General features: G+C 63.8%; 23 protein-coding genes and 2 rRNA genes. 21 read left to right on the plus strand and 4 right to left on the minus strand.

The window, feature by feature from the left end; translation table 11 throughout:
• The 4 genes from VFZ97_00005 to VFZ97_00020 form a co-directional block, all read left to right on the plus strand.
• Positions 1–2,846: ribosomal RNA gene (locus tag VFZ97_00005) — 23S ribosomal RNA — on the plus strand; the annotation flags it as partial.
• 12 nt (positions 2,847–2,858) lie between these two features.
• Complete coding sequence (locus tag VFZ97_00010; protein ID HEX6391794.1) at positions 2,859–3,386, plus strand: hypothetical protein; 528 nt, start codon at positions 2,859–2,861, stop codon at positions 3,384–3,386.
• A 942-nt stretch (positions 3,387–4,328) separates the two neighbouring features.
• Positions 4,329–4,445 (plus strand): 5S ribosomal RNA (gene rrf, locus VFZ97_00015).
• Between the two features lie 198 nt (positions 4,446–4,643).
• On the plus strand, positions 4,644–5,012 hold the full coding sequence (locus VFZ97_00020) for a hypothetical protein (GenBank protein ID HEX6391795.1): 369 nt from the start codon (positions 4,644–4,646) through the stop codon (positions 5,010–5,012).
• Here the strand turns inward: VFZ97_00020 and VFZ97_00025 are convergent.
• A complete protein-coding gene (locus tag VFZ97_00025; GenBank protein ID HEX6391796.1) occupies positions 5,009–5,539 on the minus strand; it encodes a hypothetical protein in 531 nt (176 codons plus the stop codon). The genes VFZ97_00020 and VFZ97_00025 overlap by 4 nt on opposite strands.
• Before the next feature lie 267 nt (positions 5,540–5,806).
• Between VFZ97_00025 and VFZ97_00030 the strand changes: the two genes are divergently transcribed.
• Positions 5,807–6,415 carry a tetratricopeptide repeat protein gene (locus VFZ97_00030; protein ID HEX6391797.1) on the plus strand — a complete coding sequence of 203 codons (609 nt, stop codon included), beginning with the start codon at positions 5,807–5,809 and terminating at the stop codon, positions 6,413–6,415.
• Positions 6,416–6,560: 145 nt separating this feature from the next.
• Positions 6,561–6,953, plus strand: a complete 393-nt coding sequence (locus VFZ97_00035) for a single-stranded DNA-binding protein (GenBank protein HEX6391798.1) — start codon at positions 6,561–6,563, stop codon at positions 6,951–6,953.
• A 21-nt stretch (positions 6,954–6,974) separates the two neighbouring features.
• On the opposite strand, the gene VFZ97_00040 is transcribed toward VFZ97_00035, so the two are convergent.
• On the minus strand, positions 6,975–7,898 hold the full coding sequence (locus tag VFZ97_00040; protein HEX6391799.1) for a Cof-type HAD-IIB family hydrolase: 924 nt from the start codon (positions 7,896–7,898) through the stop codon (positions 6,975–6,977).
• A gap of 216 nt (positions 7,899–8,114) precedes the next feature.
• Between VFZ97_00040 and VFZ97_00045 the strand changes: the two genes are divergently transcribed.
• From VFZ97_00045 to egtB, 3 genes are all read left to right on the plus strand, one after another.
• Positions 8,115–9,998, plus strand: a complete 1,884-nt coding sequence (locus tag VFZ97_00045; protein HEX6391800.1) for a 2-oxoacid:acceptor oxidoreductase subunit alpha — start codon at positions 8,115–8,117, stop codon at positions 9,996–9,998.
• A 33-nt stretch (positions 9,999–10,031) separates the two neighbouring features.
• Positions 10,032–11,051 carry a 2-oxoacid:ferredoxin oxidoreductase subunit beta gene (locus VFZ97_00050; protein ID HEX6391801.1) on the plus strand — a complete coding sequence of 340 codons (1,020 nt, stop codon included), beginning with the start codon at positions 10,032–10,034 and terminating at the stop codon, positions 11,049–11,051.
• Positions 11,052–11,151: 100 nt separating this feature from the next.
• Complete coding sequence (egtB, locus tag VFZ97_00055) at positions 11,152–13,440, plus strand: ergothioneine biosynthesis protein EgtB (GenBank protein HEX6391802.1); 2,289 nt, start codon at positions 11,152–11,154, stop codon at positions 13,438–13,440.
• A gap of 222 nt (positions 13,441–13,662) precedes the next feature.
• Here the strand turns inward: egtB and VFZ97_00060 are convergent, their stop codons facing one another.
• Entirely contained in the window at positions 13,663–14,868 is a 1,206-nt protein-coding gene (locus VFZ97_00060) for a DUF1015 domain-containing protein (protein ID HEX6391803.1), read from the minus strand.
• 96 nt (positions 14,869–14,964) lie between these two features.
• Between VFZ97_00060 and VFZ97_00065 the strand changes: the two genes are divergently transcribed.
• The 9 genes from VFZ97_00065 to VFZ97_00105 all read left to right on the plus strand — a co-directional run bounded on the left by VFZ97_00065 (position 14,965) and on the right by VFZ97_00105 (position 22,864).
• The gene (locus VFZ97_00065) at positions 14,965–15,714 is read left to right on the plus strand and encodes an HAD-IIA family hydrolase (GenBank protein ID HEX6391804.1); all 750 of its coding nucleotides are present in this window, start codon (positions 14,965–14,967) and stop codon (positions 15,712–15,714) included.
• A gap of 44 nt (positions 15,715–15,758) precedes the next feature.
• Positions 15,759–16,208 carry a hypothetical protein gene (locus tag VFZ97_00070; protein ID HEX6391805.1) on the plus strand — a complete coding sequence of 150 codons (450 nt, stop codon included), beginning with the start codon at positions 15,759–15,761 and terminating at the stop codon, positions 16,206–16,208.
• A gap of 14 nt (positions 16,209–16,222) precedes the next feature.
• The gene (locus VFZ97_00075; protein HEX6391806.1) at positions 16,223–17,032 is read left to right on the plus strand and encodes a TlyA family RNA methyltransferase; all 810 of its coding nucleotides are present in this window, start codon (positions 16,223–16,225) and stop codon (positions 17,030–17,032) included.
• Position 17,033: 1 nt separating this feature from the next.
• Positions 17,034–17,885 (plus strand): NAD(+)/NADH kinase, encoded by an 852-nt coding sequence (locus VFZ97_00080; GenBank protein ID HEX6391807.1) that lies wholly within the window; start codon positions 17,034–17,036, stop codon positions 17,883–17,885.
• Complete coding sequence (gene recN / locus VFZ97_00085; protein ID HEX6391808.1) at positions 17,885–19,498, plus strand: DNA repair protein RecN; 1,614 nt, start codon at positions 17,885–17,887, stop codon at positions 19,496–19,498. Before VFZ97_00080 ends, recN begins: the two co-directional genes overlap by 1 nt.
• Positions 19,499–19,615: 117 nt before the next feature.
• Positions 19,616–21,280 carry a CTP synthase gene (locus VFZ97_00090; GenBank protein ID HEX6391809.1) on the plus strand — a complete coding sequence of 555 codons (1,665 nt, stop codon included), beginning with the start codon at positions 19,616–19,618 and terminating at the stop codon, positions 21,278–21,280.
• The gene (locus tag VFZ97_00095; protein HEX6391810.1) at positions 21,264–21,890 is read left to right on the plus strand and encodes an NUDIX hydrolase; all 627 of its coding nucleotides are present in this window, start codon (positions 21,264–21,266) and stop codon (positions 21,888–21,890) included. Before VFZ97_00090 ends, VFZ97_00095 begins: the two co-directional genes overlap by 17 nt.
• 29 nt (positions 21,891–21,919) lie before the next feature.
• Positions 21,920–22,267, plus strand: a complete 348-nt coding sequence (locus VFZ97_00100) for a TraR/DksA C4-type zinc finger protein (GenBank protein ID HEX6391811.1) — start codon at positions 21,920–21,922, stop codon at positions 22,265–22,267.
• Between the two features lie 27 nt (positions 22,268–22,294).
• Entirely contained in the window at positions 22,295–22,864 is a 570-nt protein-coding gene (locus tag VFZ97_00105; protein ID HEX6391812.1) for an HD domain-containing protein, read from the plus strand.
• A 35-nt stretch (positions 22,865–22,899) separates the two neighbouring features.
• Here the strand turns inward: VFZ97_00105 and trpS are convergent, their stop codons facing one another.
• Positions 22,900–23,925, minus strand: a complete 1,026-nt coding sequence (trpS, locus tag VFZ97_00110; protein HEX6391813.1) for a tryptophan--tRNA ligase — start codon at positions 23,923–23,925, stop codon at positions 22,900–22,902.
• 50 nt (positions 23,926–23,975) lie between these two features.
• Here trpS and VFZ97_00115 point away from each other — a divergent pair, with 50 nt between their 5' ends.
• Genes VFZ97_00115 through VFZ97_00125 form a run of 3 tightly spaced genes read left to right on the plus strand, consistent with a single transcriptional unit; the run spans position 23,976 to position 26,230 of the window.
• Complete coding sequence (locus tag VFZ97_00115; protein HEX6391814.1) at positions 23,976–24,761, plus strand: segregation/condensation protein A; 786 nt, start codon at positions 23,976–23,978, stop codon at positions 24,759–24,761.
• Between the two features lie 25 nt (positions 24,762–24,786).
• On the plus strand, positions 24,787–25,476 hold the full coding sequence (gene scpB, locus VFZ97_00120; protein HEX6391815.1) for an SMC-Scp complex subunit ScpB: 690 nt from the start codon (positions 24,787–24,789) through the stop codon (positions 25,474–25,476).
• Positions 25,457–26,230 carry a pseudouridine synthase gene (locus VFZ97_00125; GenBank protein ID HEX6391816.1) on the plus strand — a complete coding sequence of 258 codons (774 nt, stop codon included), beginning with the start codon at positions 25,457–25,459 and terminating at the stop codon, positions 26,228–26,230. Before scpB ends, VFZ97_00125 begins: the two co-directional genes overlap by 20 nt.
• The last annotated feature ends 55 nt before the right edge of the window (positions 26,231–26,285 follow it).

The raw sequence follows: 26,285 nt of genomic DNA on the forward strand, positions 1-26,285 counted from the left end.
GATCGAGTGAGAATGCTGGCATGAGTAGCGAGAGAGGGGTGAGAAACCCCTCCGCCGAAAGCCCAAGGGTTCCTGGGGAAGGCTAATCCTCCCAGGGTGAGTCGGGAGCTAAGGCGAGGCCGAAAGGCGTAGTCGATGCACAACCGGTTGATATTCCGGTACCACCGTGTCCGCGCCAATCCCAAGTCGAGGTACTAAGGGGCTGCCTTCGGGCGAACCGACAGACTCGAGGAGGGCAGCGAAGGCAGGACGCAGGAGGGTAGGTGATCCCAAGTGTTGGTTATCTTGGGGCAAGCAGGTAGGGAGAGGACCAGGCAAATCCGGGCCTCATTAATCCCGAGATGTGATACCGAGCCGATTCAGGCGAAGTCACCGATCCCATGCTGCCAAGAAAATTGTCGTCGTTAGTTGGCACGGTGCCCGTACCCCAAACCAACTCAGGTGGGCGGGTAGAGAATACCAAGGCGATCGAGAGAACTGTGGTTAAGGAACTCGGCAAAATACCTCCGTAACTTCGGGAGAAGGAGGACCTCGGTAGGGTGAAGAACCTCGCGTTCCGAGCCCGATGGGGTCGCAGAGACCAGGGGAAAGCGACTGTTTACTAAAAACACAGCAGCGTGCGAAGTCCTAAGACGATGTATACGCTGTGACGCCTGCCCGGTGCCGGAAGGTTACGGGGAAGGGTTAGTCCGTAAGGGCGAAGCTCTGAACCTAAGCCCCGGTAAACGGCGGCCGTAACTATAACGGTCCTAAGGTAATGGCCCGGATTCGTGCCCGGGTGTTGCCCCTTTTAGGAGTGATCCTGAGAGTGCAGCTGGCCAAATGCTGGAAACTCCGAGCATCCAGCGGTACTAGTTCATTGACACACCCTCTTCGTAGGGTAAGTCGATGCGCAGTGACAAACCGACTGGTGCGGACAATCAGCAGGAAAGGCCGCTAGCTGCGGAGTGGGTCGTCGGCTTTGTCGACGGCGAGGGATGCTTCAGCATCCCGATCTTCAAGAACAAATCGTGTCGCTCGGGTTGGCAAGTCCAACCTGAGTTTGCTGTTGTTCAAGGAGAGAGAAGCGTTTCTGTGCTTCATGCGCTCGAGAAGTTCTTCGAGTGCGGTGTCGTATCGGTCAACCGCCGGAGCGACAATCACCGCCAGGACATGTGGCGCTACAGCGTCAGGCGCCTGGAGGACGTGCAGAAACGCATTATCCCGTTCTTCGAAGCAAACCCACTCAGAACGGCTAAAGCCTGTGATTTTGCAGGCTTCGCAGCTGTCGTAGCCATGATGTCGAAAGGTGACCATTTGACGATGGAGGGCCTGAGACTGATTGGTGAGATAGCAGCGACGACGAATCGTCGGAGGCCGTCGCGCCTAGCGGAATCCTCAGAGGCCATACGCCAGCCAACTCACCTCGACGGGTGAGCTGAAGATATGGTCCTAGCCCCATGGCGACATGGGGAGCTCTAGAGCGAAATTCCTTGTCGGGTAAGAAGTTGCCCCTTGCGGGAGTGATCTCGCATGAAACATCCCGCTCATAACGGCGAAGCCCACACCGGCTGCCTCGTACAAGGCGAGGCGATAGACGGCGGGTAATGCCGTGGGAAGCCCTCTGCCACTCACATGAGTGGTATGGCCCCGTAACGACTGATCCCATTATGGGTGAGGCCTCAGTCCTGTCACACCCCGGCCATATGGTCGGGTCATGGCAAATCTATGGCTGGGGCAAGACGCGGGCTCTCTGCAAAGTGCAGAGATGAAGGCATAGTCTGTCCCCCTCGAAAGAGGGGATTAAGACGAAGTTCCGACCTGCACGAATGGCGTAACGACTTTCCTACTGTCTCAACCACAGACTCGGCGAAATTGAAGTACGAGTAAAGATGCTCGTTAGCTGCACCAGGACGGAAAGACCCCGTGGACCTTTACTGCAGCTTGATGTTGGTTTTTGTTACATGTTGTGTAGGATAGGTGGGAGACTTGGAAGCCGCAGCGCCAGCTGTGGTGGAGTCAACGTTGAAATACCACCCTGCATGTGACGGGAATCTAACCCACGTCCATTATCTGGATGGGGAACAGCGTCAGGTGGGTAGTTTGACTGGGGCGGTCGCCTTAATTAAATGGGGCGAATCATGGGTAACCATGTGAAATAAAACTCCCGGCGTATGCTGGAACATCCGAGAATCTGGCAGTACTCATTCATGTCACAGCCCTCTTTAGGATCGTGGCATGAGAAGTAACAATCTGACCAGCGCGGACAATCAGCAGGTTGGGTGGCCCAAAGCCACCTACCCCAACGACCACAACGGGAGCCCCGTTGCATCGCAACGGGTGATGGGATGGTCTGACCTGCATGGCGACATGCAGACCGAGGCAGAAATGACCTCGGGACGACAGCGAGTGTTCGAACGCAGCCGTAGGTCTTGTGCAACGTAGGCCGTCGCCCTCCGTGACGGATGACGCACAAGCACCTGTAGCTGTACTTACTGTCGGGCTAACAGAGTGCCCAAAAGGTAACGGAGGCGCCCAAAGGTTCCCTCAGGCTGGTTGGCAATCAGCCGTCGAGTGCAATGGCACAAGGGAGCTTGACTGCGACACCTACAGGTGGAGCAGGTGCGAAAGCAGGGCATAGTGATCCGGCGGTTGCGTGTGGAAGCGCCGTCGCTCAACGGATAAAAGGTACCCCGGGGATAACAGGCTCATCTTCCCCAAGAGTCCATATCGACGGGAAGGTTTGGCACCTCAATTTTGGGGTGTGGCGGCAGAAATGTCGTCAGAGCATCGGCTTATAACGGTGAACCCCGAAGCTGTCACAGGCCATCTGTACAGTGGGCAACACCGTGGGAAGTCTTTCGGAAATACAGCGCTCGATCGTTGTCGGCACCTTGCTGGGTGACGGCGCGATGCGCTGCAAGGCCAATGCTCTTCTGGAGATCAATCACTCCGTCCATCAGCAGACGTACGTCGACTGGAAGTTCCGCCATCTGGCTGAACTTGTGTCGACACCGCCAAAGCGGCGGATCGGTAACGGGGGACGGATCGCATATCGATTCGTGACCCGAAGCCTCCCGGAGCTCACTCCCTACTACCGCCTTTTCTATGACGGAGGAAGGAAAGTAGCCCCAGAGGTCGAGCTGACTCCGCTAGCGATGGCCGTCTGGCTCATGGATGATGGTTCGAAATCAAGAAGAGCCTTGTACCTGAATACACAGCAGTTCGACGTGGCTTGTCAGCAATCACTTCTCTGGCTCTTACAAGACCAGTGGGGGATTCGAGGCACGCTGAATCGGGACAAGTCGTACCACCGGATTAGGTTGTCGGTAGACGGCACGTTCCGATTTACGGAGTTGATAGCTCCTTACGTCTTGCCAGAGTTCAGGTACAAGATTCCGGAATGACCCCGTAACGACTGAGGCCTAACGGCCGAGGTAGCGGTTTCTCGGCGCAAAGCGTCGAAATCTATGGCCCCTACAACACGCCGACCCCTCGCCCGATTGGCCGGGCAGGGTGGAGATATAGTCTGCGCCGCCAGAAACGGCGGATTACGTGCGATGTCGGCTCGTCGCATCCTGGGGCTGAAGTAGGTCCCAAGGGTTGGGCTGTTCGCCCATTAAAGCGGTACGCGAGCTGGGTTTAGAACGTAGATTCACTGCGTCCCCAGGGAGTAATCCCTGGGTGCCCACCGGCTCATATCGGTGGAACCCTCACTGTCACAACCGAACAGTACGGTGAGGGCAATACCGAGGGAAGGCCAGCAAATGTCCCTAAACTATTCCAAACGGAAGCGGATTACGGCCGAAGATGTCGAGCGGCATCTTCGTAGCAAGGGCTGCTGTGCCCCTGTAACGACTTCTCTGTTTGCTCAACAGAGAGATGGTATTTAAGCCATAACACGCCGGCCCCTGGAAACAGGGTGAAGGTATAGTCTGTGCCCGCAGTAATGCGGGGTTTACATGCGTGAGACAGTTCGGTCCCTATCCGGTGTAGCCGTAGGAAATCTGAGGAAGGCTGTCCCTAGTACGAGAGGACCGGGACGGACGCAGCTCTCGTGTGCCAGTTGTCCTGCCAAGGGCACGGCTGGTTAGCGACCTGCGGAAGGGATAAGCGCTGAAGGCATCTAAGTGCGAAGCTCGTTCCAAGATGAGATTTCCCACTGGGTCAACCAGGTAAGGCCCGTGGTAGACGACCACGTTGATAGGCCGGAGGTGTAAGCACAGCAATGTGTTCAGCCGACCGGTACTAATCGGCCGAGGGCTTGGGAACACTTCCGCTCGTGCTCGCTATGGAACGCTCAAAGGATCAGCTCGCCGATAGGCGAGCGAACCTAATTGAGCACGTTTTCCGGTGGCCATAGCGGCGGAGTCACACCCGTTCCCATCCCGAACACGGAAGTTAAGCCCGCCAGCGCCGATGGTACTTGGGGGGTTGCCCCCTGGGAGAGTAGGACGCCGCCGGAATAATCGTGAAGACCAAATCCCGCCCGAATGGGGCGGGATTTGGCGCGTTTAAGAACATTTGTTGGCAAGGGATTTTGCTCAATAACCAGCCGATGAAGGCCTCAGGGCCTCGACGGATTCACGACCCCCAACCGGTACGATGACAAGTCGTGCCTCCCCCCTCTAATTCCTCGCGGCGCGGCCAAAACCCCGCAAGACGTGGGGACCAGCAGGGCCGCGCCGGTCGGGCTGGCGGGGGGCAGAGCCGCTTCGAGGGGACGGGGCGGCCAGGGACCCCCTCAAGCTCAAAGGGTCGGTCAGACGCCTCACGGGGTCGGTCCGACGCCACCGGTCGAGGCGGTCGCTCGACGTCAGGCACCAGTCGTTTCGGTTCCGGCGCCGGCAGCAGCCGACGAGGGACCTCGTCCGGCTTCGGTGGCCGGCCAACCGGGAATCGCTCCACGGACGCTCGAAGCGGCGGCCCTTCGGCAGGGCGCGGCACGCGGGGTTCGACTTCCGGATCGCAAGAGCGCCGCGGTGGATACCGGCGGGACGAGGACTGGACCGACCGTCCGAGACGTCGCTTAAACGAACGCGAAAGGAATGGCGACCAACGTTGGGCCGGCGACGGTCGGTCCTACGGGGAACGCCGGTCGAACGGTGAACGCCGCCCCTACCGAGACCGGGAGCCCTTCGGCGAGCGCCGGTCCACCGGTGAACGCCGGCCCTACGGCGACCGGCAGTCCTCGGGAGAAGGCCGATCCTCGAGCACCGGACGCCCCTCGGACGAACGCCGATCCACCGGTGACCGCCGACCTTACGGAGATCGTCAACCGTTTGGGGAGCGACGCTCCTACGGGGACCGCCCAACCCGCGGACGCCAGACCGACGCTCGGCGCGACACCGGGGACAGATCGAGCGGACCGAGGGACCGAACCAGCTACCGCGACGGAGCAAACCCGCCCGACGACCGAGCCCCCCGCCAGCGCCGAGCACCAGCGGCCCGGTACCGCTCCGACGACGAATACCGCGACAAGCCGGCCCGGCAGAACCGCTCCTCCGACCAGAACCGCAGGTGGGGGAGCGTCGCCCGCCGGGGCGCCCGGGAGATCCAAAACGGCAGCGACGACGAATCCAAACCGTCAGCGTCACAACTCTGGCGAGACGCAGTCGCGAGAGCCGAGACCGACAGGCCGGCGCATCAGCCCCAGTCAGGCTGGGAACCCGACGAAGTCTGGATCTCTGAGCCCGAGCCGCTGGAGGACCGGCATGAAACCAGGCCGCCGCGCAAACCCGGGCCGCCGCAGCCGCGTGATCTGGCGACGGGCCGGGAAGGGACTGCGGCGCCGGGCGGCCATCGCCGCAAGGTCCCACGCCCTGTGGTGGACGAGCTCGCAGCAACCGCAGGTCCGCTGAAGGGACCAAAGCTTGCCAGCCGCATCGCCGACGCCACGTACGCGTACGAGAAGGAGCGCTACCAAGAAGCTCGCCGCATCCTGCGCCAGCTAGTCGAGGACGCCCCGGATTCGGCCGCGGTCAGGGAGCTCAACGGTCTGGTGCTCTACCGGACCGGGCAGTGGGCCGCTGCCGCCAAGGAGCTCGAGCGGTACCGGGAGCTGTCCGGCTCTTACGACCAGCATCCGGTTCTGGCCGACTGCTATCGAGCCTTGCGGCGTTACGAGGAAGCCGACGAGCTGTGGAACGACCTCCGCGAGGCCTCTCCGTCGGGCGACCTGGTTGCTGAAGGAAGAATCGTTGCCGCGGGATCGCGCGCGGATCAGGGCGACCTCACCGGTGCGATCAATCTTCTCGAGAAAGCGCTTCGCCGGGTCAACCGGCCGCAGGAACGCCACCTCAGGCAGTGGTACGCCCTCGCAGACCTGTACGAGCGGGCCGGTGACCTTCCCAAGGCCAGGGACCTGTTCAACCGGGTCGCATCGGCAGACCCCGACGCGTTCGATGTGAAAGCACGCCTCCGCGCGCTCCGCTGACCGACACCGTCTCACCTCCCGCGTAACCTCGACCTCGCCTCGTCAAGCGGCGTATCGCCGGTGCATCGACACCGACCGGGTCCGACTACCAAGCCCGTTAGGGCCGAGGCGGGCGCCGGCACCCGGCGGCCGCGGGAGGTGAACGATGCTCAACGTTGTCGTATTGATCGGCGCGCTCGCGCGCCCCGCACAGGACGTGGAACTCCCGTCAGGAAGCCGCCTGCTTTCGCTTGAAGTGACCGTCCGGAGGGAGTCGGGCCCCGCAGAGACGGTGCCTGTCGCCTGGTTCGATGCCCCGGCGTGGGCCACATCTCTCGACGCCGGCACCGAAGTAATCGTCTACGGGCGCGTCCGCCGGCGCTTCTTCCGGTCGGGAGGCTCGACCCAGAGCCGCACCGAGGTCGTCGCGTCGAAAGTCGCCCGGGCTTCAGCGTCGAGCCGGTTGCGTTCATTGATCGGCGACGCCATGACCGCACTGGAGGGGGCTACTGGGGAGTCGACGGAGCCGTCCGACCCGGTTCGCACGGACCGGTGGTGACCCAACCGGCCAGAAGCACCGTCAGTCCGCCCGTGACCGGGCGAGCTCCTCGAGCAAGCCCGCCACGCCCCCCTCGCCGTTGGCTGGCAGTACATGATGGGCGACGGCGAGCACTTCGGGGATCGCGTTGGCAGGGGCCATCGCCGTGCCCGCCCAGGCGAGCACCGAGAGATCGTTGTGGTTGTCACCTATGGCGATGACTTCGCTCAGGTGGACCCCCAGCCGGTCGCACAACCTCTGCAGGGCGTAGGCCTTCGACACATGGACGGCCCCAATGTCGACCCAGTCGAGACCCGAGGTGGTGACATGAGCCATCTCGGCCAGGTGATCCTCGAGAAACTCGATCAGCTGAGGAGCCGAATGACCGGGCGAGCGGGCCACGAGCTTCACGCATCCAGCGCGAACGCTCTCGCGAATGTCGTCCACTTCGTACATCTCCTCGTCCCAATCGACGGGGGAGGGGAAGAAACCCCTCTCGTAGATGAAGTAGTCGAGGTCGTCGCAAGCAAGGACGATGCCCGGCACCTCAGCGCGAAGGAGATCGACCAACCCCTCCGCGATGTGCGCGGCGATCGGCTCCGACTCGAGGACGCTCCGGTTGTCCAGGTCGACCAGCGCCGCGCCGTTGGAACACACCCCATAGGGGCCTAGACCGGCCTGCTCGGCGAGATGCCACATCGCCTGAGGGGGCCGCCCCGTGATCGGAACGACATGGATTCCAGCCTCGCGGGCTGCGGCCACCGCCTTCGTGGTGCGCGGGGTTACTTCGCCGGCGGTGTCCAGGAGGGTCCCGTCCAGATCGGTTGCGACGACTCGCACACGAGACCAGCTTGCCGAGCCCCGTGATCCGGCCGAACCCTCAGACACACCGTCAACCATGCCTTTAGCCACGCCGGCGCCACCGCCGGGAGCCGTCTTCGCAGGCACCTCGGCCTCGCCAGCCACGCCCGCCACCCTACAGACGCTTCGGGACCGCGAACTCTCGGATTTTCGAGACGGCCGGCACCTCCCAACAGCGCCTCCCCAAGCCGGCCGCGTTCCTACCGATTCGCCGTCTCGCTGGCCGAGACGGAGGGCCGGTTATACCCGCCGGTAACCTGAGTGTCACGGGGGTAAGGCCGTAAACTCGTTGTGTCTTTACTTATACGAGAAGGAACGTACATGGCTGACACCGCTGCACGTGACCGTCCAGTGGTCGATCTCGACCGCGCGGTCATCCGTTTCGCCGGGGATAGCGGCGACGGGATGCAGCTCACCGGGGACCGGTTCACGACCTCCTCTGCGCTGTTCGGAAACGACCTGTCGACCCTGCCCGATTTCCCGGCGGAGATCCGAGCGCCTGCCGGCACTCTCGCCGGCGTTTCGGCGTTCCAGGTTCACATCTCCGACCACGACATCCTCACGCCTGGTGACCACCCGAGCGTGCTGGTCGCCATGAACCCGGCGGCTCTGAAGGCGAACATCTCCGACGTCACCCCGGCCGGGACGATCATCGTCAACAGCGACGCCTTTGACGATCGCGCCCTCACCAAGGCCGGGTACGCCACCAACCCGCTCAACGACGGCAGCCTCGCGGACTACACCATCTACGAAGTGCCGATGACCAATCTCACTATGGAGGCAGTCAAGCCTTCCGGCACGAAGCCCCGCGACGCGGAGCGTTCCAAGAACTTCTTCGCGCTCGGACTCATCAGCTGGCTTTACACCCGCCCGGTCGAGCCGACCCTTAAGTGGATTGAGGAACGGTTCGCCAAAACGCCCATGGTCGGTGAAGCCAACACGCTTGCATTCAAAGCCGGGTGGAACTTCGGCGAGACGGCGGAGCTTTTTCCCAACATCTACGAAGTCAAGCCGGCGATCCACGAGACGGGCACGTACACCAATATCTCCGGCAATACCGCGCTCGCGTGGGGCCTGGTGGCAGCCGGTCAGCTTGCGAAGCTGCCGCTCTTCTTGGGGAGCTACCCGATCACCCCCGCGTCGGACATCTTGCACGAGTTGTCCAAGCACAAGAACTTCGGGGTGCGCACGTTCCAGGCCGAAGACGAGATCGCCGGAATCGGCGCGGCTTTGGGCGCGTCGTACGCCGGCTCACTCGGGATCACGACGACGAGCGGTCCGGGTATCGACCTCAAAACCGAGACCATCGGTCTCGCGGTGAGCCTCGAGTTGCCGCTTCTGGTCATCGACATCCAGCGAGGTGGTCCCTCCACCGGGCTTCCGACCAAGACCGAGCAGGCCGATCTGTTGCAAGCGATGTTCGGCCGCCACGGCGAAGCGCCGGTTCCGATCGTCGCCCCGGCGACGCCGGGGGAATGCTTCTACATGGCGATCGAAGCCGCTCGCATTGCTGTCAAGTACCGCACCCCGGTCTTCTTGTTGTCGGACGGCTATCTGGCCAACGGCGCCGAGCCGTGGCCGGTTCCGGACGTCGACTCGCTGCCCGACATCAGCGTCGACTTCGCCACCGAGACGAACCACGTCGCCGAGGACGGCACCGAAGAGTTTTGGCCGTATATCCGTGATGCGAGCACGCTTGCTCGGCCGTGGGCCATCCCTGGAACGCCGGGGCTTGCTCATCGAATAGGTGGCCTAGAGAAGGCGGACGGGTCAGGTTACGTGTCGTACGACCCGGCCAATCACGAGCTGATGACCAAGCTGCGCGCGGCCAAGGTCTCTGGGATCGCGTCCGACATTCATCTCGCTGAAGTCGATGACCCCGATGGCAGTGCGGAGGTCCTGGTGGTCGGCTGGGGGTCGACATTTGGCGCGATCCAGGCTGGTTTGCGACGAGTCCGGGCGCAGGGTCGTGAGGTTGCGCATCTGCACATCCGCCACCTCAACCCCTTCCCCGCGAACATCGGCGAGATCGTCGGGAGGTACCGGAAGATCCTCGTTCCCGAGATGAACCTCGGCCAGTTGGTAAAGCTCCTGCGAGCCGATTTCCTCGTCGACGCCAAAGGACTCAACAAGACGCAAGGTAAACCGTTCAAGGCCGAGGAGATCGAAGCAGCGGTCCTCGATCTTTTCCTCGAGCGGTCCTGAACGGCGGCGGGAACTGAACGGAGAAGAGGCTAAATGACAGACGTAGCAGTGCCGGTGACAACGAAAAAGGACTGGACCAGCGACCAGGAAGTCCGCTGGTGTCCCGGCTGCGGCGACTATTCGATACTCACTGCGGTGCAGATGCTCATGCCCGACCTCGGCGCGAAGCGGGAGGACACCGTGTTCGTGTCGGGAATAGGGTGCAGCTCGCGTTTTCCGTACTACATGAACACGTACGGGGTTCACTCGATTCACGGGCGGGCCCCCGCCTTCGCGACTGGCATCGCGGTGAGCAGGCCGGACCTGCACGTGTGGGTCATCACCGGTGATGGCGACGCCCTTTCGATCGGCGGCAATCACCTTCTGCATGCGCTCCGCCGGAACGTCAACCTGACGATCATCTTGTTCAACAACCAGATCTACGGACTCACTAAGGGCCAGTACTCACCGACGTCCGAGGCCGGCAAGGTCACCAAATCGACGCCGTTCGGGTCGCTCGACCATCCATACAACCCGGTGTCCCTGGCGTTGGGGGCGGAGGCCAGCTTCGTTGCGCGCACTCACGACATGGAGCGCAAGCACATGATGGAAACGTTCCGGCGCGCGTACGAACACCAGGGCGCAGCACTTGTCGAGGTGTATCAGAACTGCAATGTTTTCAACGACGGGGCCTTCGAACAGATCCTTTCCAAGGACGCACGGCCACAGATGCTCATACCACTCGAGCACGGCAAACCGGTTCGCTTCGGTCCGGAAGGAGAGCATGGTGTGGTCATGGAGGACGGCGCCGCGCGCGTCGTCAATGTCGCCGACGTAGGCGAGGACGGGTTGCTCGTCCACGACGAGCGCAGGGACGACCCGAGCCTCGCCTTCGCGCTGTCCCGGCTGTCGACAGGCCCGACTATGCCGACGCCGATCGGTGTTTTCCGGGCCGTTGAGCGACCCCATTACGGGGAATTGGTGGACCAGCAGCTGGTTGCGGCCGCCCAGAACAAGGGACCCGGCGACCTGGCCAAATTGCTGACGTCGGGCTCGACCTGGAAGGTTGGCTGAATTTCTCACTCCGGAAAAAAAAATGCCGCCAGACCTGCGGGTAAACGTGTTATCCAGATTTAAGGTTGCATAGACCGCCGGCGAGGGTAGGTTCGCCGCCATGCCGGTGACTCCGTCAACAAGCTCCCCCGCGCTTGCCGTCAGGCTGACGCCCGCCGACTTGGAGAAGGCGCTCGCCGACGATGTCCGGCGGGGGCTCAGCGCCCCACCCAGGCGCATCCCGCCGAGGTGGTTGTACGACTCCGTCGGCTCGCAACTATTCGAGCGGATCACCGATATCCCTGAGTACTACCCGACGCGAGCCGAGCGGGAAATCCTCCAAACCTATGCGGGCGAGATCGCCGAGCGGTGCGGCGCGGCGACACTGATCGAACTCGGCCCGGGCAGCTCCGACAAGACACACGCGCTGGTCGACGCTCTCATCGAGACCGGCACACTCAGGCGGTACGTCGGATTCGACGTTTCCGAATCGGCCCTCAAGGAAACCTTGGACGCCCTGAACGAGTCATACCCGACGATTCAGATCAGCGGCGTGGTTGGCGACTTCAACCGAGACCTCGACCTGCTCCCCGAAGACGGCCCGCGCCTCGTGGCTCTGATGGGCGGCACGATCGGAAACCTCGACCCGGCGGGACGCTCGGCCTTCCTCCACGCGGTTGCTGGGAAACTCCAACCCGGCGAAGGCCTGCTGCTCGGCGTGGATCTCGTAAAGGATCCCGCGCGTCTGGTTGCCGCCTACGACGACCCCGAAGGTGTAACAGCGGATTTCGAGAAGAACGTGCTCTCGGTTCTGAACCGATCCCTCAACGCCGACTTCGACCTCGACGAATTCGAGTACGTCGCGCGATGGGACGCGGCGAAACACGAAGTGCACATGGCGTTGCGGTCGAAGGATGCTCAACAGGTCCATATCGGTGCGCTGGACTTAACACTCGACCTCGCCGAAGGCGAGGAGATACACACCGAGAGCAGTTACAAGTTCCTGCGCGAGTCGATTGTCGACGATCTCTCGGCAGCTGGCTTCGTGTCGATGGGATGGTGGACCGACGCGTGCGCGGACTTCGCGGTCATCCTCGCGCAGCGAACCTCGGTCGGGCGCCGGACGCCGATGCCGACGGCCGCTGCGCCCGCCGTTTCGCCGCCGGCCGCCGATCTCGACGGGTACCGGGTTATCCGGGCCGTGACGGAGGCGCTCGCCGCGCCGCTGTCACCAGAGGATCAGACCGTCCAGACGATTCCAGATGTCAGCCCAACCAAGTGGCACCGCGCACATGTGACTTGGTTCTTCGAGCAGTTCGTTCTGATGCCGCACAGGCCCGGCTACGCGCCGGTGGACGATCGCTATCTCTACCTGTGGAACTCCTACTACGAAGGCGCCGGCCCACGACATCCTCGAGCGGAACGGGGCAACTTGGGCCGTCCCGGAGTCGGCGAAGTCACCGCCTACCGCGACACCATCGATGAGGCGATGGCGGACCTGCTCTGTCAAGACCTTCCCGAGCAGGTACTTGCCCTCGTCGAGTTGGGCCTGCACCACGAGCAGCAGCACCAGGAACTGTTGCTGATGGACATCAAGCACGTCCTCGGCACCAATCCGCTGCGACCCGCCTACAGATTCACCAGGCCGCCGTCAGGGGCAGCGCCGGGCGAGGACACCTGGACCGCCCATGAAGGTGGACTGGTCGAGATCGGGGCAGACCTCGGTGAGGGTTTCGGTTTTGACAACGAAAGCCCCCGGCACCGCGCATATCTCGAGCCGTTCGAGCTCGCGGACCGGCTGGTAACCGTTGGCGAATGGCTGGCCTTCATCGACGACGGCGGATACCAAAGACCCGAGTTGTGGCTCTCCGACGGTTGGGCTGCTCTACAGCTTCCCCCCGTCCCACAGGGATCCGGCTTCGAGGCCCGAGCGCCCCTGTACTGGTGGCGTGAAGGGGGGACCTGGTGGACCTACACCCTGTACGGCGCCGCCCCAGTCGACCCCGCGCTGCCAGTCACTCACATCAGCTATTACGAAGCCGACGCTTACGCCAGGTGGGCCGGAGCGAGGCTGCCGACCGAGACTGAGTGGGAAGCGGTCGCGGCGAGCCAACCGGGACCTTCGCAATTGGCTGTCGCCTTGCACCCCGAAAGCGCCGGCCGCGGCCAAGGCATGCGTCAGTTATACGGAGCGGCGTGGCAGTGGACTTCGAGCGCCTATCTGCCCTATCCGGGCTTCGTACCCGCCCCGGGGTCGGTAGGCGAGTACAACGGGAAGTTCATGGTTGGCCAGCAGGTGCTTCGGGGGGGAGCCGCGATAACCCCGCCGGGCCATACTCGGGCCACGTACAGGAACTTCTTCCCGCCGGGAGCGAAGTGGGCGATGACCGGCGTCCGTCTCGCCAGGTAGGCCCGCCAACCCCACCCCTGGCCGTGTAACAGTGGTGAAACGCGCCAGGGCCGCCGCCGCGGGAGGACGGCGACGGCCCCTGCAATCCGGGCGGGATGAGGAGGACCCCACCCGAACTGAGTCTGCGCAACGCTGCGCCACAACTATCGCTCGGGAACCCAAACGTTCACTGAGAGATTACTGAGGATCAGCCAAAAATGGGAAGTGGTTTCCGCCGCTAACTCAGACAATCAGTTCTCTGACGACCATCCCCGTCCTGGGTTTCGGCCAAAAGAAAGTGGTCTTGGGCGGCATCCGCACGCCGCCCCGGCTGATAGCTGCGATCTGCGCGACAGAGGGCGGCCTCAGGAGGACTGCGATGTCGGCCTGGCCGGTTGCGACCGCAGCTGCGGCGTTGTCCCAGCCGTACTGAAAGACCAGCTCTGGCGAGCGGATCGCTGCGATGGCAACGTCGAGGCGGCTGCTGTCCAGGTCGTGAGTGGCCGCCGCCTGAACCTCTGGGTTCGGGCGAATAAGCCACGCACCTCTACGCGTGAGAACCGCCAGCGCGCCCGCATCGTCCATCCGGCTCAGGATCGTGCGATCGACTGGTTCGGTCGGTGTCACGTCGAACCATCGACCAAAGAAGTCCTCGACGTTGAAATCCGCCGGCAATCCGGACACCAAGCGGTGGATCGCCTGAACGGTCAACTGTTCCTCGGACAGCTCGACGATGAGTCCCATGACGAACGATTCGTCCTCGCCGGCGAGGCCGGCTGATTCTCGCTCCGCTCGGTAGTTGAGCGCTGTCTCGAAACGGTGGTGACCATCGGCGATGAGAACCGGCTCCGACTCGACCGTTTTCGTGATCGCTGCGATTCGCTCCTGGTCGACGATCGGCCAAAGCTCGTGCCGCACGCGATCGTCGTCGGTCGTGTGATCGATCGGATGAGGCGGGGGCTGGAGCAACTCGCTCAGGCCGACTGCGGGAGACAACCCCCAGATGGGGGACACGTTGGCCCGGGTCGCTCGGAGAAGATCCAGCCGATCGGACTTCGCCTTGGGGGTCGTCTCCTCGTGCGGCAGTATCCCCGAACCGGGCTTCTCCAGTCCCAGGGCGCCGATCACCCCGACGGTCGACCTCTCGATGCCCGACGGATCCGTGTACGTCATCCGGTAGCCGTAGAGAGCCGGGGCCGGATCGCGATGGACGATGCCACCGTCACGCCAACCGTCCAGGAGCAGCGCCGCCCGTTCGTAGCGGTCCCCACCGGCTTCTCCGTCGTCGGACGGCAGTTCGAGACGGACGATGTTGTTTGGGCTTCGCGCCTCCAGGGCGAGACGTTCAGGCTCTGATATGACGTCGTATGGAGGGCATACGACGTCGTCGAGAGAGCGGATGTGAGAGTGGGAGTAGCGCAGTCCGCTGAAGGGTTCGAATCGGGGCACGGTCACACTGCGTAGCAGACTTGTGGCTCACCGCGTAGAGGACGTGTTTTCACTGCGTTAGCCGAGTTGTAGCCGACTCCGTACAAGACTGTCCGAATGCTCTGGGTTCTCGACCTCGACGGAGTCGTTTGGCTGGCGGGAACACCGATTCCCGGTTCGGCCGGGGCGATCAAGCGTCTTCGGCTCTCCGGCGAGCGGATCGCGTTCGTAACCAATAATTCGACACCGCTGCTCTCCGAGCACGTAAAGCGGCTGGCTCTCGCCGGAGTAGAGGCCCAACCAGCCGAGGTGGTGTCATCGGCACAAGCGGCCGCGTCGTTGCTCGAGCCCGGCAGCCGGGCCACTTGTGTTGGAGGGGAAGGCCTCAGGGAGGCCCTGGAGCTCGGGCGAGTCCAGGTGGTGCCGCCGGACGATCAGCCCGATGCGGTAGTGGTAGGACGAACAATGACTCTCGACTTCAAGCCATTGTCCGACGCAGCTTCCGCGATCAGATCCGGGGCCCGATTCATCGCGACGAATACGGACGCGACTTTTCCGACGCCGCACGGTCTCGAGCCTGGAGCTGGAGCATTGGTTGCCCTCTTGGAGGTGGCTTCGGGCCAGAAGGCGGAGACCGCGGGAAAGCCGGGAAAGCCGATGGCCGAGTTGCTGAAGGCCCGGTTCGGGGACGCCGGCCTCGTCGTCGGAGATCGGCCGGATACCGATGGTCTATTCGCGCGTCGACTCGGCGCCGACTTCGCTCTCGTGCTCAGCGGGGTGACCAGAGCTTCGGATCTCCCCGTCGATCCCGAGCCGGACCTGGTCGAGAAGGACCTGGAGACCGTTGTCCGCTCTCGGGTGGGTTGACCGGCGCTCTGGGGGAGCTTCGCGGACTGGCGCTACGATGCGGCATGGCACGCGACGAGAGGTTCAAGAAATACCAAGAGGCTGGGGCCGACTTTCTCGAGACGGCGCGGGTACGCGCGGAGGAGTTCCTTCGTGAGCTCTCGAAAGCCACGGACTCAACCTCGAAGCAAGGGCGCGACACCATCGACGACCTGATGGAGGGGAGCCGCAAGGGAACCGAGCAGTTCATCGCGTCCATCCGCAAGGAGATCACTTCGCAGCTTTCGGCGCTCGGGCTCGCCACCAAGGATGACCTTGCCGCGCTGGAAAGACGATTGGGTGGCAAGGCTGGGGTACAGAAATCGGCGCCCAGCAAGACTGCGGCCGCCTCGAAAAAGGCGACCAAGACCTCGTCCGCGACGAAGAAGGCCGCTTCTCCGGCCGGCAAGGCAACTGCCAAGAAGGCGTCAGCGGGCAAGTCGACGGCGGCGAAGAAGACAACCGGTCCGAGCTGAGCGTCCGCCGGCGCCTGGACACCGAACTGGTCCGCCGGGGACTCGCCCCGAGCCGCACTAGCGCCGTAGAGCTGATCGCTCGCGGGGTAGTTCTGGTCTCGGGCTCGATCGCCGATCGTCCCTCCCGCCTGGTATCCCCAGCGGAGCCAGTCCTGCTGGCCGAAACGGGACCGCAATACGTAAGCCGCGGGGGTGACAAGCTCGCTCCAGCCCTAGAACATTTCCGCATCGACGTGAAGGGCGCTCGTGCACTGGACGCGGGAGCGTCAACCGGCGGCTTCACCGATTGCCTCCTGCAAAAGGGCGCCTCGTCGGTCGTCGCGCTCGACGTCGGCCGCGGCCAACTGCACGAGACCCTTCGTGATAACCCGCGTGTCACCGTCCTCGAGAGGACCGATGTCCGACGTGTGTCGCCTGCGTCCCTTGGGGGTCGGTTCGACGTCGTCACGGCCGATCTCTCATTCATCTCCTTGCGAACCGTCGCGGCCGCGCTCGCAGAACTGGCGCGTCCAGGCGGCGCGTTGATCGTTCTGGTGAAGCCGCAGTTCGAGGTGGGCAGGCGGGAGGCGGCCAAGGGGAAGGGGGTGGTCCGGGACCCTCATTTGTGGCGCCAATCGGTCGCTGAAGTGATAGCCGCGTTCGACCGAGCAGGAGCGACCATGATGGGGGTCATGGTTTCTCCGCTGCACGGGGCCGACGGCAACGCCGAATTCCTCGTGCATCTCACCGTAGGGAGTCAGGCCTCCGAGCCGGACACCCATCGCGAGGAACTCATCGACTCGGCCGTCGCAGCTGCCGAGTCCGGTCTCGAGGCTCGATCCTGACGTGGCGTTGATCGGTTTCGTGCCCCATCCACAGCGGGAGGGCGCGACAGAACTCGCCAGTGAAACATCCTCATGGTTGAAGCGCCAGGGTCACGAAGCTGTCGTCCTCGACGGTGTCTACGGATCCGATGAACCGGGCGAAGAGTCACCGATCGCGGACAAACTGGACCTGGCGGTGAGCCTCGGCGGGGACGGGACGATGCTACGAACCGTCGACCTGGTCAGCCAGGAGGGCGTGCCCGTCCTTGGGGTCAACTTGGGCCATCTCGGATACTTGACGGCCGTGGAGCCCGAGGACCTAAAGCCCGCACTCAGCAGGTTTCTCGCCGGCGATTATCTCGTTGAGTCGCGAATGACTCTGGACGTCTCGCTGACCGACGACGGGGAAGGCACAACCAGCGTTCTTCACCGGAGCGCTCTCAACGACCTGGTGATGCAGCGCGTCAGCGGCGGTCATACCGTTCGTGCTGCAGTCGTGGTGAACGGCACTCCCTTCCTCACCTTTCTTGCCGACTCGATCATCCTCGCCACCCCCACGGGGTCCACTGCGTACAACCTTTCCGCTAGGGGTCCCATCGCCTCCCCTCGGGCGAGAGTCCAGATCCTCACTCCGGTGGCTCCGCACATGCTTTTCGACCGATCATTGATCCTGGACTCCGACGACGAGGTGTCGATCGCGCTCGAGGGTGCGTATCCCGCCGATCTGGTCATAGATGGCTGGAAAGCTGCGACCCTCAATCCAGGACAAACTCTGATTTCGCGGAAGGGCGGACGGGACGCACTGCTGGTCACATTCGGCGAGCGGGACTTCCACGACATCCTCAAGCGCAAGTTCAACCTCGCAACCCCCTGATGCTCACCGAGCTTCGCGTCACCAACCTCGGAGTCATTCAGGACGTAACCGTCGTCCTCCGATCCGGAATGACGGCCCTGACTGGCGAGACCGGAGCCGGCAAGACGCTCCTGGTCGACGCAATCTCGCTGCTTCTCGGAGGCCCGGCGGACCCAAGCCTGGTCCGCCCCGGCTCAGCCGAGGCTGTCGTCGAGGGTAGGTTCAGCGGCCCGACCGGGGACGAGACGATCTTGAGAAGGGTCGTCCCGGCAAGCGGGCGCTCCCGGGCCTACATAGATGAGAGGATGGCCAGCGCGGCGCAGCTGGCGGAAGTCGGCGAATCGCTGGTCGACATGCACGGTCAGCACAGCCACCAGGCCCTCATGGCGACCGCGGCTCAAAGAGCCCTCCTCGATCGATTCGGGGGCATCAGCACGCAAGAGGCTGTGTCCGCGCGGCGGGCGTTGCGGCAACTCGCCGAGGCGCGAGAAGCCATTGGCGGCGATCCGAAGGCCCGTGCACGGGAAATCGATCTGCTCCGGTTCCAGGTCGACGAGCTCGACTCGGCCGGGCTGGAATCCGCAGACGAGGATGAGCGTCTGCGAGATGAAGAAGAGACACTCAGCGCTGCCACGTCCCTGAGGCAGGCCGCCGAGCAGATCCACGCTTCTCTGACTTCCGAGGACGGGATATGTGACCGGCTGGGATCACTGGCGTCGATCGTCCCGTCAGGCAAAGCATTGGCTTCGATCCGCGAACGGCTGTCGGCGTCGCTGGTCGAGTTGTCGGATGTCGCCCAAGAAGCCCGACTGGCCGCAGAGTCATTGGAAGATGACCCCGATCGGCTCGCGTGGATAGGCGCCCGGCGCAACCTCATCGCGGACCTTCGGCGCAAGTACGGCGACAGCCTGGAGGAGGTCATCGCCTTTCGCGACGACGCCCGCAATCGGATCGCTGAGCTCGAATCCCACGATCAGCGGGCATCCGAGCTCGACGGCCAGATTCAGCTCGCCGAGGCGAACTTGGCTGAACAAGAGCGGCTCGTCCTCGAAAACCGGCTACGGATTGCACCATCATTGTCCGAAGCGGTCGAGGCAAGGTTGCGTGAGCTCGCCATGCCGCGGGCGAAGTTCCTGGTCGAGGTCGGCCGGGAGCCGCCAGGCGATTCGGTCACGTGGATGTTGGGAGCCAATCCGGGAGAACCGGTGCTTGCGCTGACGAAGGTCGCGTCGGGCGGCGAACTGGCGCGGACCATGCTCGCCGCTCGATTGGTCGTCGGGACAGGGGGGCCGGGAACCCACACGAACGGCGGCCGTGTCGGTGCGACGACCATTGTCTTCGACGAGGTCGACGCGGGCATCGGTGGAGAGGCGGCGGTCGCGGTGGGACGGGCGCTGGCGTCGCTTTCGTCCGACTACCAGGTTCTGGTCGTCACCCACTTACCTCAAGTTGCCGCCTTCGCAGACCAGCATTTGGTCGTGCAGAAACGAACCGAGAAGGACCGCACCGTCGCGTCAGTCGAACAAGTCGAAGGGCAGAACAGGGTCGTCGAGCTTTCTCGCATGTTGTCGGGAAGCCCGGGCAGCCTGACCGCCAGGCGCCACGCCGAGGAGCTGCTCCGGAACACGAGGTGATCCGTCGCGGGGGTGATCACGCATCACCCAGGAGGGGAACCGGCGTGCGGTAGGGTGGGGTGGCCGAGCGGTGTATCCACCCAGAGCCTTCGATTCCGACTCGAGTGGAGGAGCGTTTTGGCGAAGCACATCTTCGTCACGGGCGGCGTGGCAAGTTCGTTGGGCAAGGGGCTGACCGCGTCGTCTCTTGGGCGGCTTCTCAAGAGCCGGGGCCTGCGGGTCACCATGCAGAAGTTGGACCCTTACATCAATGTCGATCCGGGGACCATGAACCCCTTCGAGCACGGGGAAGTGTTCGTCACCGAAGACGGCGGCGAGACTGACCTTGATCTCGGTCATTACGAGCGATTCGTCGACGAGAACCTTCACCGGGACTCGAACGCGACGACCGGCTCGATCTACCAATCGGTGATCGCCAAGGAGCGCCGAGGGGACTTCCTCGGCAAGACGGTCCAGGTAATTCCCCACATCACCGATGAGATCAAGGACCGGATCAAGAGGCTGGCGACGGACCAGGTGGACGTCGTGATCACCGAGATCGGCGGAACGGTAGGCGACATCGAAATTCTGCCGTTCCTCGAGGCGATCCGTCAGTTCCGCAAGGACGTCGGCCGGGACAACGTCTGCTACATGCACGTCACACTCGTGCCATATCTCGGCCCGTCAGGAGAGCAGAAGACCAAACCGACCCAGCACTCCGTCACCGAGCTCCGGAGCCGAGGAATCCAGCCCGACGTCATTATCTGCCGAAGCGACCGGAGCATCTCGGCGGGGCTCAAACGGAAGATTTCCTTACTGTGCGACGTACCGGTCGAAGCCGTGGTGTCGTGCATCGACGCCCCCAACCTGTACGAGATCCCCCTGGCCCTGCACGAGGAAGGACTCGACGACTACGTCTGCAGGTTGTTGGGACTGGGATCGGGAGAACCGGGCACGAGTCATCCGCTGGATCTCGGCAAATGGGAAGCCCTGGTTTCGAGGGTCGAGGCCGCGACTCGTCCGGTGTGCATCGGGCTGATCGGTAAGTACGTCAACCTCCCCGACGCGTACCTGTCGGTAGTGGAAGCTCTGAAACACGGCGGATACGCCCACGGCGCGAGGATCGATCTGCAGTGGATTCAGGCCGAGGAAGTCGAGGGCCTTCTTGCCGCCGGCCGATTGAAAGATCTGGACGGGATCGTGATCCCCGGCGGGTTCGGCGAGCGGGGGGTGGAGGGGAAGGTCGCGGCGGCGACGTACGCCCGGGAGAATTCGATCCCGTGCCTGGGGCTCTGCCTCGGTCTCCAAGTGATGGTGGTCGAGTTCGCCCGCAACGTCGCAGGGCTCGAGAACGCCAACTCCCGCGAGATCGACCCGTCCTCGCCTCACCTCGTGATCGACTTGATGGACGAGCAGCGAGACGTCGTCGACATGGGCGGAACCATGCGGCTGGGCCTATACGCAGCCAAGCTGCTCCCCGGCTCCATCGTGGCCCAGGCGTACGGGTCTGAGCTGGTCTACGAACGTCACCGCCATCGGTTCGAGGTGAACCCCCGATACCGCGCCCGGCTCGAGGCCGCCGGTCTGGTCTGCTCCGGCAGCTCCCCGGACGACCGTCTGGTGGAGTTCATCGAGCTACCCGACCACCCGTTCTGGGTCGGCACCCAGGCTCACCCCGAGTTCAAGAGCCGTCCGGACAATCCTCACCCACTCTTCCGCGGTCTGGTTGCGGCTGCGCTGGACCGGGCCGACGGGCGCTCTCCGAGGCTGATCGGCATGCAGGACCTTGCCCCAGTCTCATGAGGACCAGTCTCATGAGGACCAGTCTCGTGAGGGCCGGGCCCCTGGGGGCTTCCGAAAGGTAGGGGAGCAGGAGCTCTTCCGAGGATCGCTGATCCAGGTAGCAAACGCCACTTTCGAGGACCCCGCGGGGCGGCGGTTCGAGAGGGACGTTGTTCACCACCCGGGAGCTGTGGTGGTCGTCCCGGTGACCGCGTCACGCACCATCGTCATGGTCCGCCAGTTCAGGGCTGCCATCGGGCAAGAGCTGCTCGAGCTTCCTGCCGGCAAGCGCGACGTCGACGGCGAGGACCCCGAAACGACCGCTGCCCGGGAGCTCGCTGAGGAGGTCGGCAAGGAGGCCGCGAAGCTCGAACTGCTCGCCCGCTTCTACAACTCGCCCGGCTTTACCGACGAGCTGAGCTGGCTCTACCTGGCCACCGACCTGCAAGAAGTTCCTGACGCCCGACAGGGATTCGAGGAACAGCAGATGTCGGTAGAAGAGGTACCCCTCGATAGTGCACCAGAGTTGATAAGAAGCGGCAAGATAATGGATGCCAAGTCGATAATCGGACTTTCCCTCGCTGCAATCTCCCTCGGACGCTCGGCAATCGGAGTGCGACGCCAGGCCTAATCGGCGTCGGCGTGGTTACACTCAGATGGATGGCAGCTGAAGCGACGACTCAGGAACTGCGGGAGGCGCTCGAGTCCGAGCGCGACTCGCTGCGCCGCCAGCTCGCCGAGCTCGGCCACGGCACCAAGGGACTCGACTACGACCCGAACTTCGCCGATTCGAGCCAGGTGACTGCGGAACGAGGGGAGAACGAGGCCCTGGTCACCAAGCTCGTCGAGACGCTCAACGAGGTCGAGCACGCCCTCCAGAAGATCGACGGAGGGAATTACGGCGTGTGCGAAAGCTGTGGGCGGGAGATCGCTCCAGCTCGCCTCGAGGCGAAACCCGAAGCCCGCCTGTGCATCGACTGCGCCGCGGCCGCCTCCTCCCGTCGCTAAGCACCCATTTCGGCTGACCCTCGGATATTGACCCCGTCGAAGCAGTCGTCCCGTGAGCAGGAGATCGGCAGCTGGGGACACTTAGCGCGCCGTTTTCTGTTCTCGCTGTGGCCTGCGGGGCCTGGCGTGGCTGGCGAGGCCTGGGCGCGCCAGTGGTTGCGGTCCGGCGAGATCGACGTTTGGAAGGCGATGAGCGGACCGGACCGTCGGCACGGATTGGGCGTGGCCCGGCGGGTTGCGGAGGCCCTGGGCAACTCCGACGGGGCGGGGGTGCCGCGGAGCGCTCTCGCGGCTGCCCTTCTTCACGACTGCGGCAAGGCCGGCTCCGGCCTGGGAGTGCTGGGTCGCACCTCGGCCACCGTTCTCGCTGTTGCGCTCGGCCGGAGGAGGCTTGCCGCGTGGAGCGAAACCCGGGCCGGGTGGGCCGCGAAGGCTGGTAGTTACGCGAACCACGACGACATCGGCGCCGACATTCTCGCCGCGGCGGGCAGCGACCCAGTGGTTGTCGCTTGGGCTCGGGAGCACCACAGACTCCCGTCGGAATGGTCCGTCGATCCAGCTCTGGCAGCGGTCCTGAAAGCCGCAGACGACGACTGACGTACCGCTGATCTAGGGAGATCTAGACCGCTGATCTAAACGACTGTTGCTGCCCGGCTAACCGGAGCGAGCAGGCCAACAGCGTCGAAGGCGCGGGCGAGCGTCTTCCGGGCGTACTCGTCAGCCTTTGATGCACCGGCTTGCAGGATGTCGCCGACGGTCGCAGGGTCTGCAGCCCAGCCGCGGTAAGCCTCCTGGATCGGCAGAACCACCTCCAGAACAGCCTTGGCGACGTCAGCCTTGAGGGGACCGTACCGGCTGTAGTCCTCTGCGACTTCCTGGGGAGAGCGGCCCTGGATAGTGGCGAGCAGTTCGAGGAGGTTCGAAACCCCCGGCTTTGTCTCAGGGTCGTACCGAACAGAACCGGGGCCGTCCTCGGCGTCTGTGACCGCCCGTTTGATCTTCCGCTCGATCTCCTTGAGATCGTCGAAGAGGCCGATCGTGCCTTGGGGACTGCTTTCGGACTTGGACATCTTCCGGGTCGGGTTCTGCAGGTCCATGATCCGGGCGCCCCGGCCGGGAGGCGGGATGGACGCCTCGGGGACGACGAACGTGTTTCCGTACCTGGTGTTGAAGCGTTGCGCCAGGTTTCGGGTCAGTTCGAGATGCTGCCGCTGGTCGTCGCCGACCGGGACCAGATTCGTGTCGTAGAGAAGGATGTCCGACGCCATCAGCGCCGGGTAGGTGAACAGGCCGGCCCGGGCGGCCTCTTCGCCGCCTTTCGCCGACTTGTCCTTGAACTGGGTCATCCGGCGGAGCTCCCCGAAGCTGGCAGTGCACTCGAGCACCCAGGCCAGCTGGGTGTGGGCCGGCACGTGGCTCTGCACGAACAGCGTGCACACGTCGGGGTCGAGCCCGGCCGCAAGAAGAAGCGTGGCCATGGTGAGGGTTGCCTTCCGCAGCTCCGCTGGATCGCCCGGCACCGTGAGCGCGTGGAGGTCGACGACGCAATAGAAGCAGTCGCCCTGGCGCTGGTCCTCCACCCACCAGCGAACTGCCCCGAGGAGGTTCCCGAGGTGGGGGTCACCGGTCGGCTGGATGCCGGAGAAGACTCTTGCCATCGACCCATGGTATGCCCGGGTGCTGATGCCGACCCCGGTAATGTTGGGGGGTGCCCTACACGGTGAGCACGCCCGTTTTCGAGGGTCCTTTCGACCTGTTGCTCCACCTGATCACGCGCGAACAGGTGGATCTTTGGGAGGTTTCGCTCTCGGACATAGTCGACGGGTACGTCTCGACCTTGGAGGAGATGCAGGCCGGGCTTGACCTCGAGGTCGCTACGGAGTTCCTTCTCATCGCGGCGGTGCTGCTGGAGCTGAAAGCACGCCGTCTTCTGCCCGGCACGGATGACGTGGATCTCGAGGAGGAGCTGGCGCTCTGGGAAGAGCGCGATCTGCTGATCGCCCGGCTCCTCGAGTGCAAGACGTTCAAAGACGCCGCTATCGCAATGGGCCGGTTGATGGACAACGCCGGGCGCTCATGGGCCCGCTCGGCAGGCCTCGAGGAGCGCTACGCCGATCTGGCTCCGGACCTTCTGGCCGGTGTCAACCCTCTGCGCCTGGCGGAGAGCATGCAGCGGATGATGGAACCCAAGCCGGTTGCCCGGGTCCTGCTAGAGCACGTCGCGCCGGTGAGGGCAAGCGTCCGGGATGCGGTCGAAGAGCTGGTCGAAGAGTTGCCGCGGGCGGGCAAGATCACCTTCGCCCGGCTGACTTCAGGCCTGGTTGAGCGCCTCGAGGTGATAGTCCGCTTTCTCGCACTCTTGGAGATGTTCAAGCAGGGCCTCGTGGACCTTGATCAGGCCACGTCATTCGGCGAGCTCACCGTCACCTGGCTCGGCGTTGCACCGGGCGCCTCGGAGCCAGTGATGGATCTCGTCGAGGAATACCAGGGTTGACCGACCGAGCAGGCTTTACCGGCTGATGGCATCAGAAGCGCGCCGCGCGATCGAAGCGATAGTCATGGTCGCCGGCGAGCCAGTCGACCCACAGATGCTCGCTCAGCTACTCGAGGTCTCAGTGTCGGGCGTCGAGCAAATGTGCGCAGAGTTGGCGGAAGTTTACGAATCCGAGGATCGAGGCTTTCAACTGGTTCGGGTTGCTGGCGGATACCGATTCCAGAGCCACCCAGATCTCGCTCCGTACGTCGAGCGATACGTTCTCGATGGACAGAGCGCGCGCCTTTCGGCTGCCGCAATGGAAACCCTGGCGATAGTGGCTTACAAGCAGCCGGTGTCGCGCGCGCAGATCGGTGCGATCCGCGGAGTCAACGCGGACGGCGTCATCCGGACTCTGCAAACACGCGGTTACATAACGGAGATCGGACGCGATCCTGGACCGGGTCAAGCGGTGCTCTACGGGACGACGACCCTTTTTCTCGAGAAGCTGGGCCTCGATCGTTTAGAGGATCTGCCGCCACTCGCTGAATTCGTCCCCGGCCCAGAGATCATGGATGCGCTCGAAAGCAGCCTGCGAGCCGACCGAAACCGCGCTTCCGATCAGTCTTCCCAGCAGGTTGTCGTCGGCACCACCACCGTGGACGACGTCGACGACGACGAAACCTTCGATCGGGCGGTCGAGGACAACGAAGGGGATTCCGGCGAACCCTCCTGAGACCGTTCCGGAGGGCGAGCGACTCCAGAAGGTGCTGGCCAGGGCGGGGATTGCCAGCAGAAGAGCCTCGGAGGAACTCATCTCCGCAGGCCGAGTCTCCGTCAACGGAGAGACCGCCCGCCTCGGCCGGCGCGTCGATCCCGAGCACGACCGGGTGGCGGTCGACGGGATACCCGTCGGGGTCCAGCCAGGCCTCGTCTACTACCTGCTGAACAAGCCGAGAGGCGTGGTTAGCACCGCAGCCGACCCCGACGGCAGGCCGACAGTCACGTCCCTCGTCCCGGGGGATCCGCGGGTCCATCCGGTCGGCCGGCTGGACGCCGACAGCGAAGGGCTCCTGCTCCTCACCAATGACGGAGAGCTCACCCATCACCTCACCCATCCGCGTTTCGGGGTCGAGAAGGAATACCTGGTATCAGTGGCGGGACGACCGTCGGCCGGGACGCTTCGGACCCTGCGCCACGGCGTAAAGCTGGACGACGGCGTCACGGCTCCAGCGAAGATCAGCCAGGTGGAGCCCTCGTTGCTGCGGATCACCATCCACGAAGGCAAGAAGCGCCAGGTTCGCCGCATGTGCGAAGCCGTCGGGCACCCGGTCAACCGGCTCGTCCGAACCCGGATCGGTCCTCTTCGCGACCCCGGCCTGCCCCCGGGGACCTGGCGCGAACTGACCACCGCCGAGGTGCGAAATCTCGAAAGGGCCGCATCCGGTCCGCCGGCTCCCCGGTCGCGACCGTCGCGGCGCCCCGCCTGACGCCGCCGCCCGCCTAGTCTTTAACGCCGTGCCGAATCCAGCCCACCCGTAAAAA

The organism is Acidimicrobiales bacterium (genome assembly GCA_036378675.1).
Taxonomy (GTDB): Bacteria; Actinomycetota; Acidimicrobiia; order Acidimicrobiales; family Palsa-688; genus DASUWA01.

What these genes read in the sequence shown, in the direction of transcription:
- VFZ97_00065 (HEX6391804.1), top strand. Translation starts at nt 14,965, where the DNA reads ATGCTCTGGGTTCTCGACCTCGACGGAGTCGTTTGGCTGGCGGGAACA.
- recN (HEX6391808.1), top strand. Translation starts at nt 17,885, where the DNA reads ATGCTCACCGAGCTTCGCGTCACCAACCTCGGAGTCATTCAGGACGTA.
- VFZ97_00100 (HEX6391811.1), top strand. Translation starts at nt 21,920, where the DNA reads ATGGCAGCTGAAGCGACGACTCAGGAACTGCGGGAGGCGCTCGAGTCC.
- scpB (HEX6391815.1), top strand. Translation starts at nt 24,787, where the DNA reads ATGGCATCAGAAGCGCGCCGCGCGATCGAAGCGATAGTCATGGTCGCC.
- egtB (HEX6391802.1), top strand. Translation starts at nt 11,152, where the DNA reads ATGCCGGTGACTCCGTCAACAAGCTCCCCCGCGCTTGCCGTCAGGCTG.
- VFZ97_00070 (HEX6391805.1), top strand. Translation starts at nt 15,759, where the DNA reads ATGGCACGCGACGAGAGGTTCAAGAAATACCAAGAGGCTGGGGCCGAC.
- VFZ97_00045 (HEX6391800.1), top strand. Translation starts at nt 8,115, where the DNA reads ATGGCTGACACCGCTGCACGTGACCGTCCAGTGGTCGATCTCGACCGC.
- trpS (HEX6391813.1), bottom strand. Translation starts at nt 23,925, where the DNA reads ATGGCAAGAGTCTTCTCCGGCATCCAGCCGACCGGTGACCCCCACCTC.
- VFZ97_00035 (HEX6391798.1), top strand. Translation starts at nt 6,561, where the DNA reads ATGCTCAACGTTGTCGTATTGATCGGCGCGCTCGCGCGCCCCGCACAG.
- VFZ97_00050 (HEX6391801.1), top strand. Translation starts at nt 10,032, where the DNA reads ATGACAGACGTAGCAGTGCCGGTGACAACGAAAAAGGACTGGACCAGC.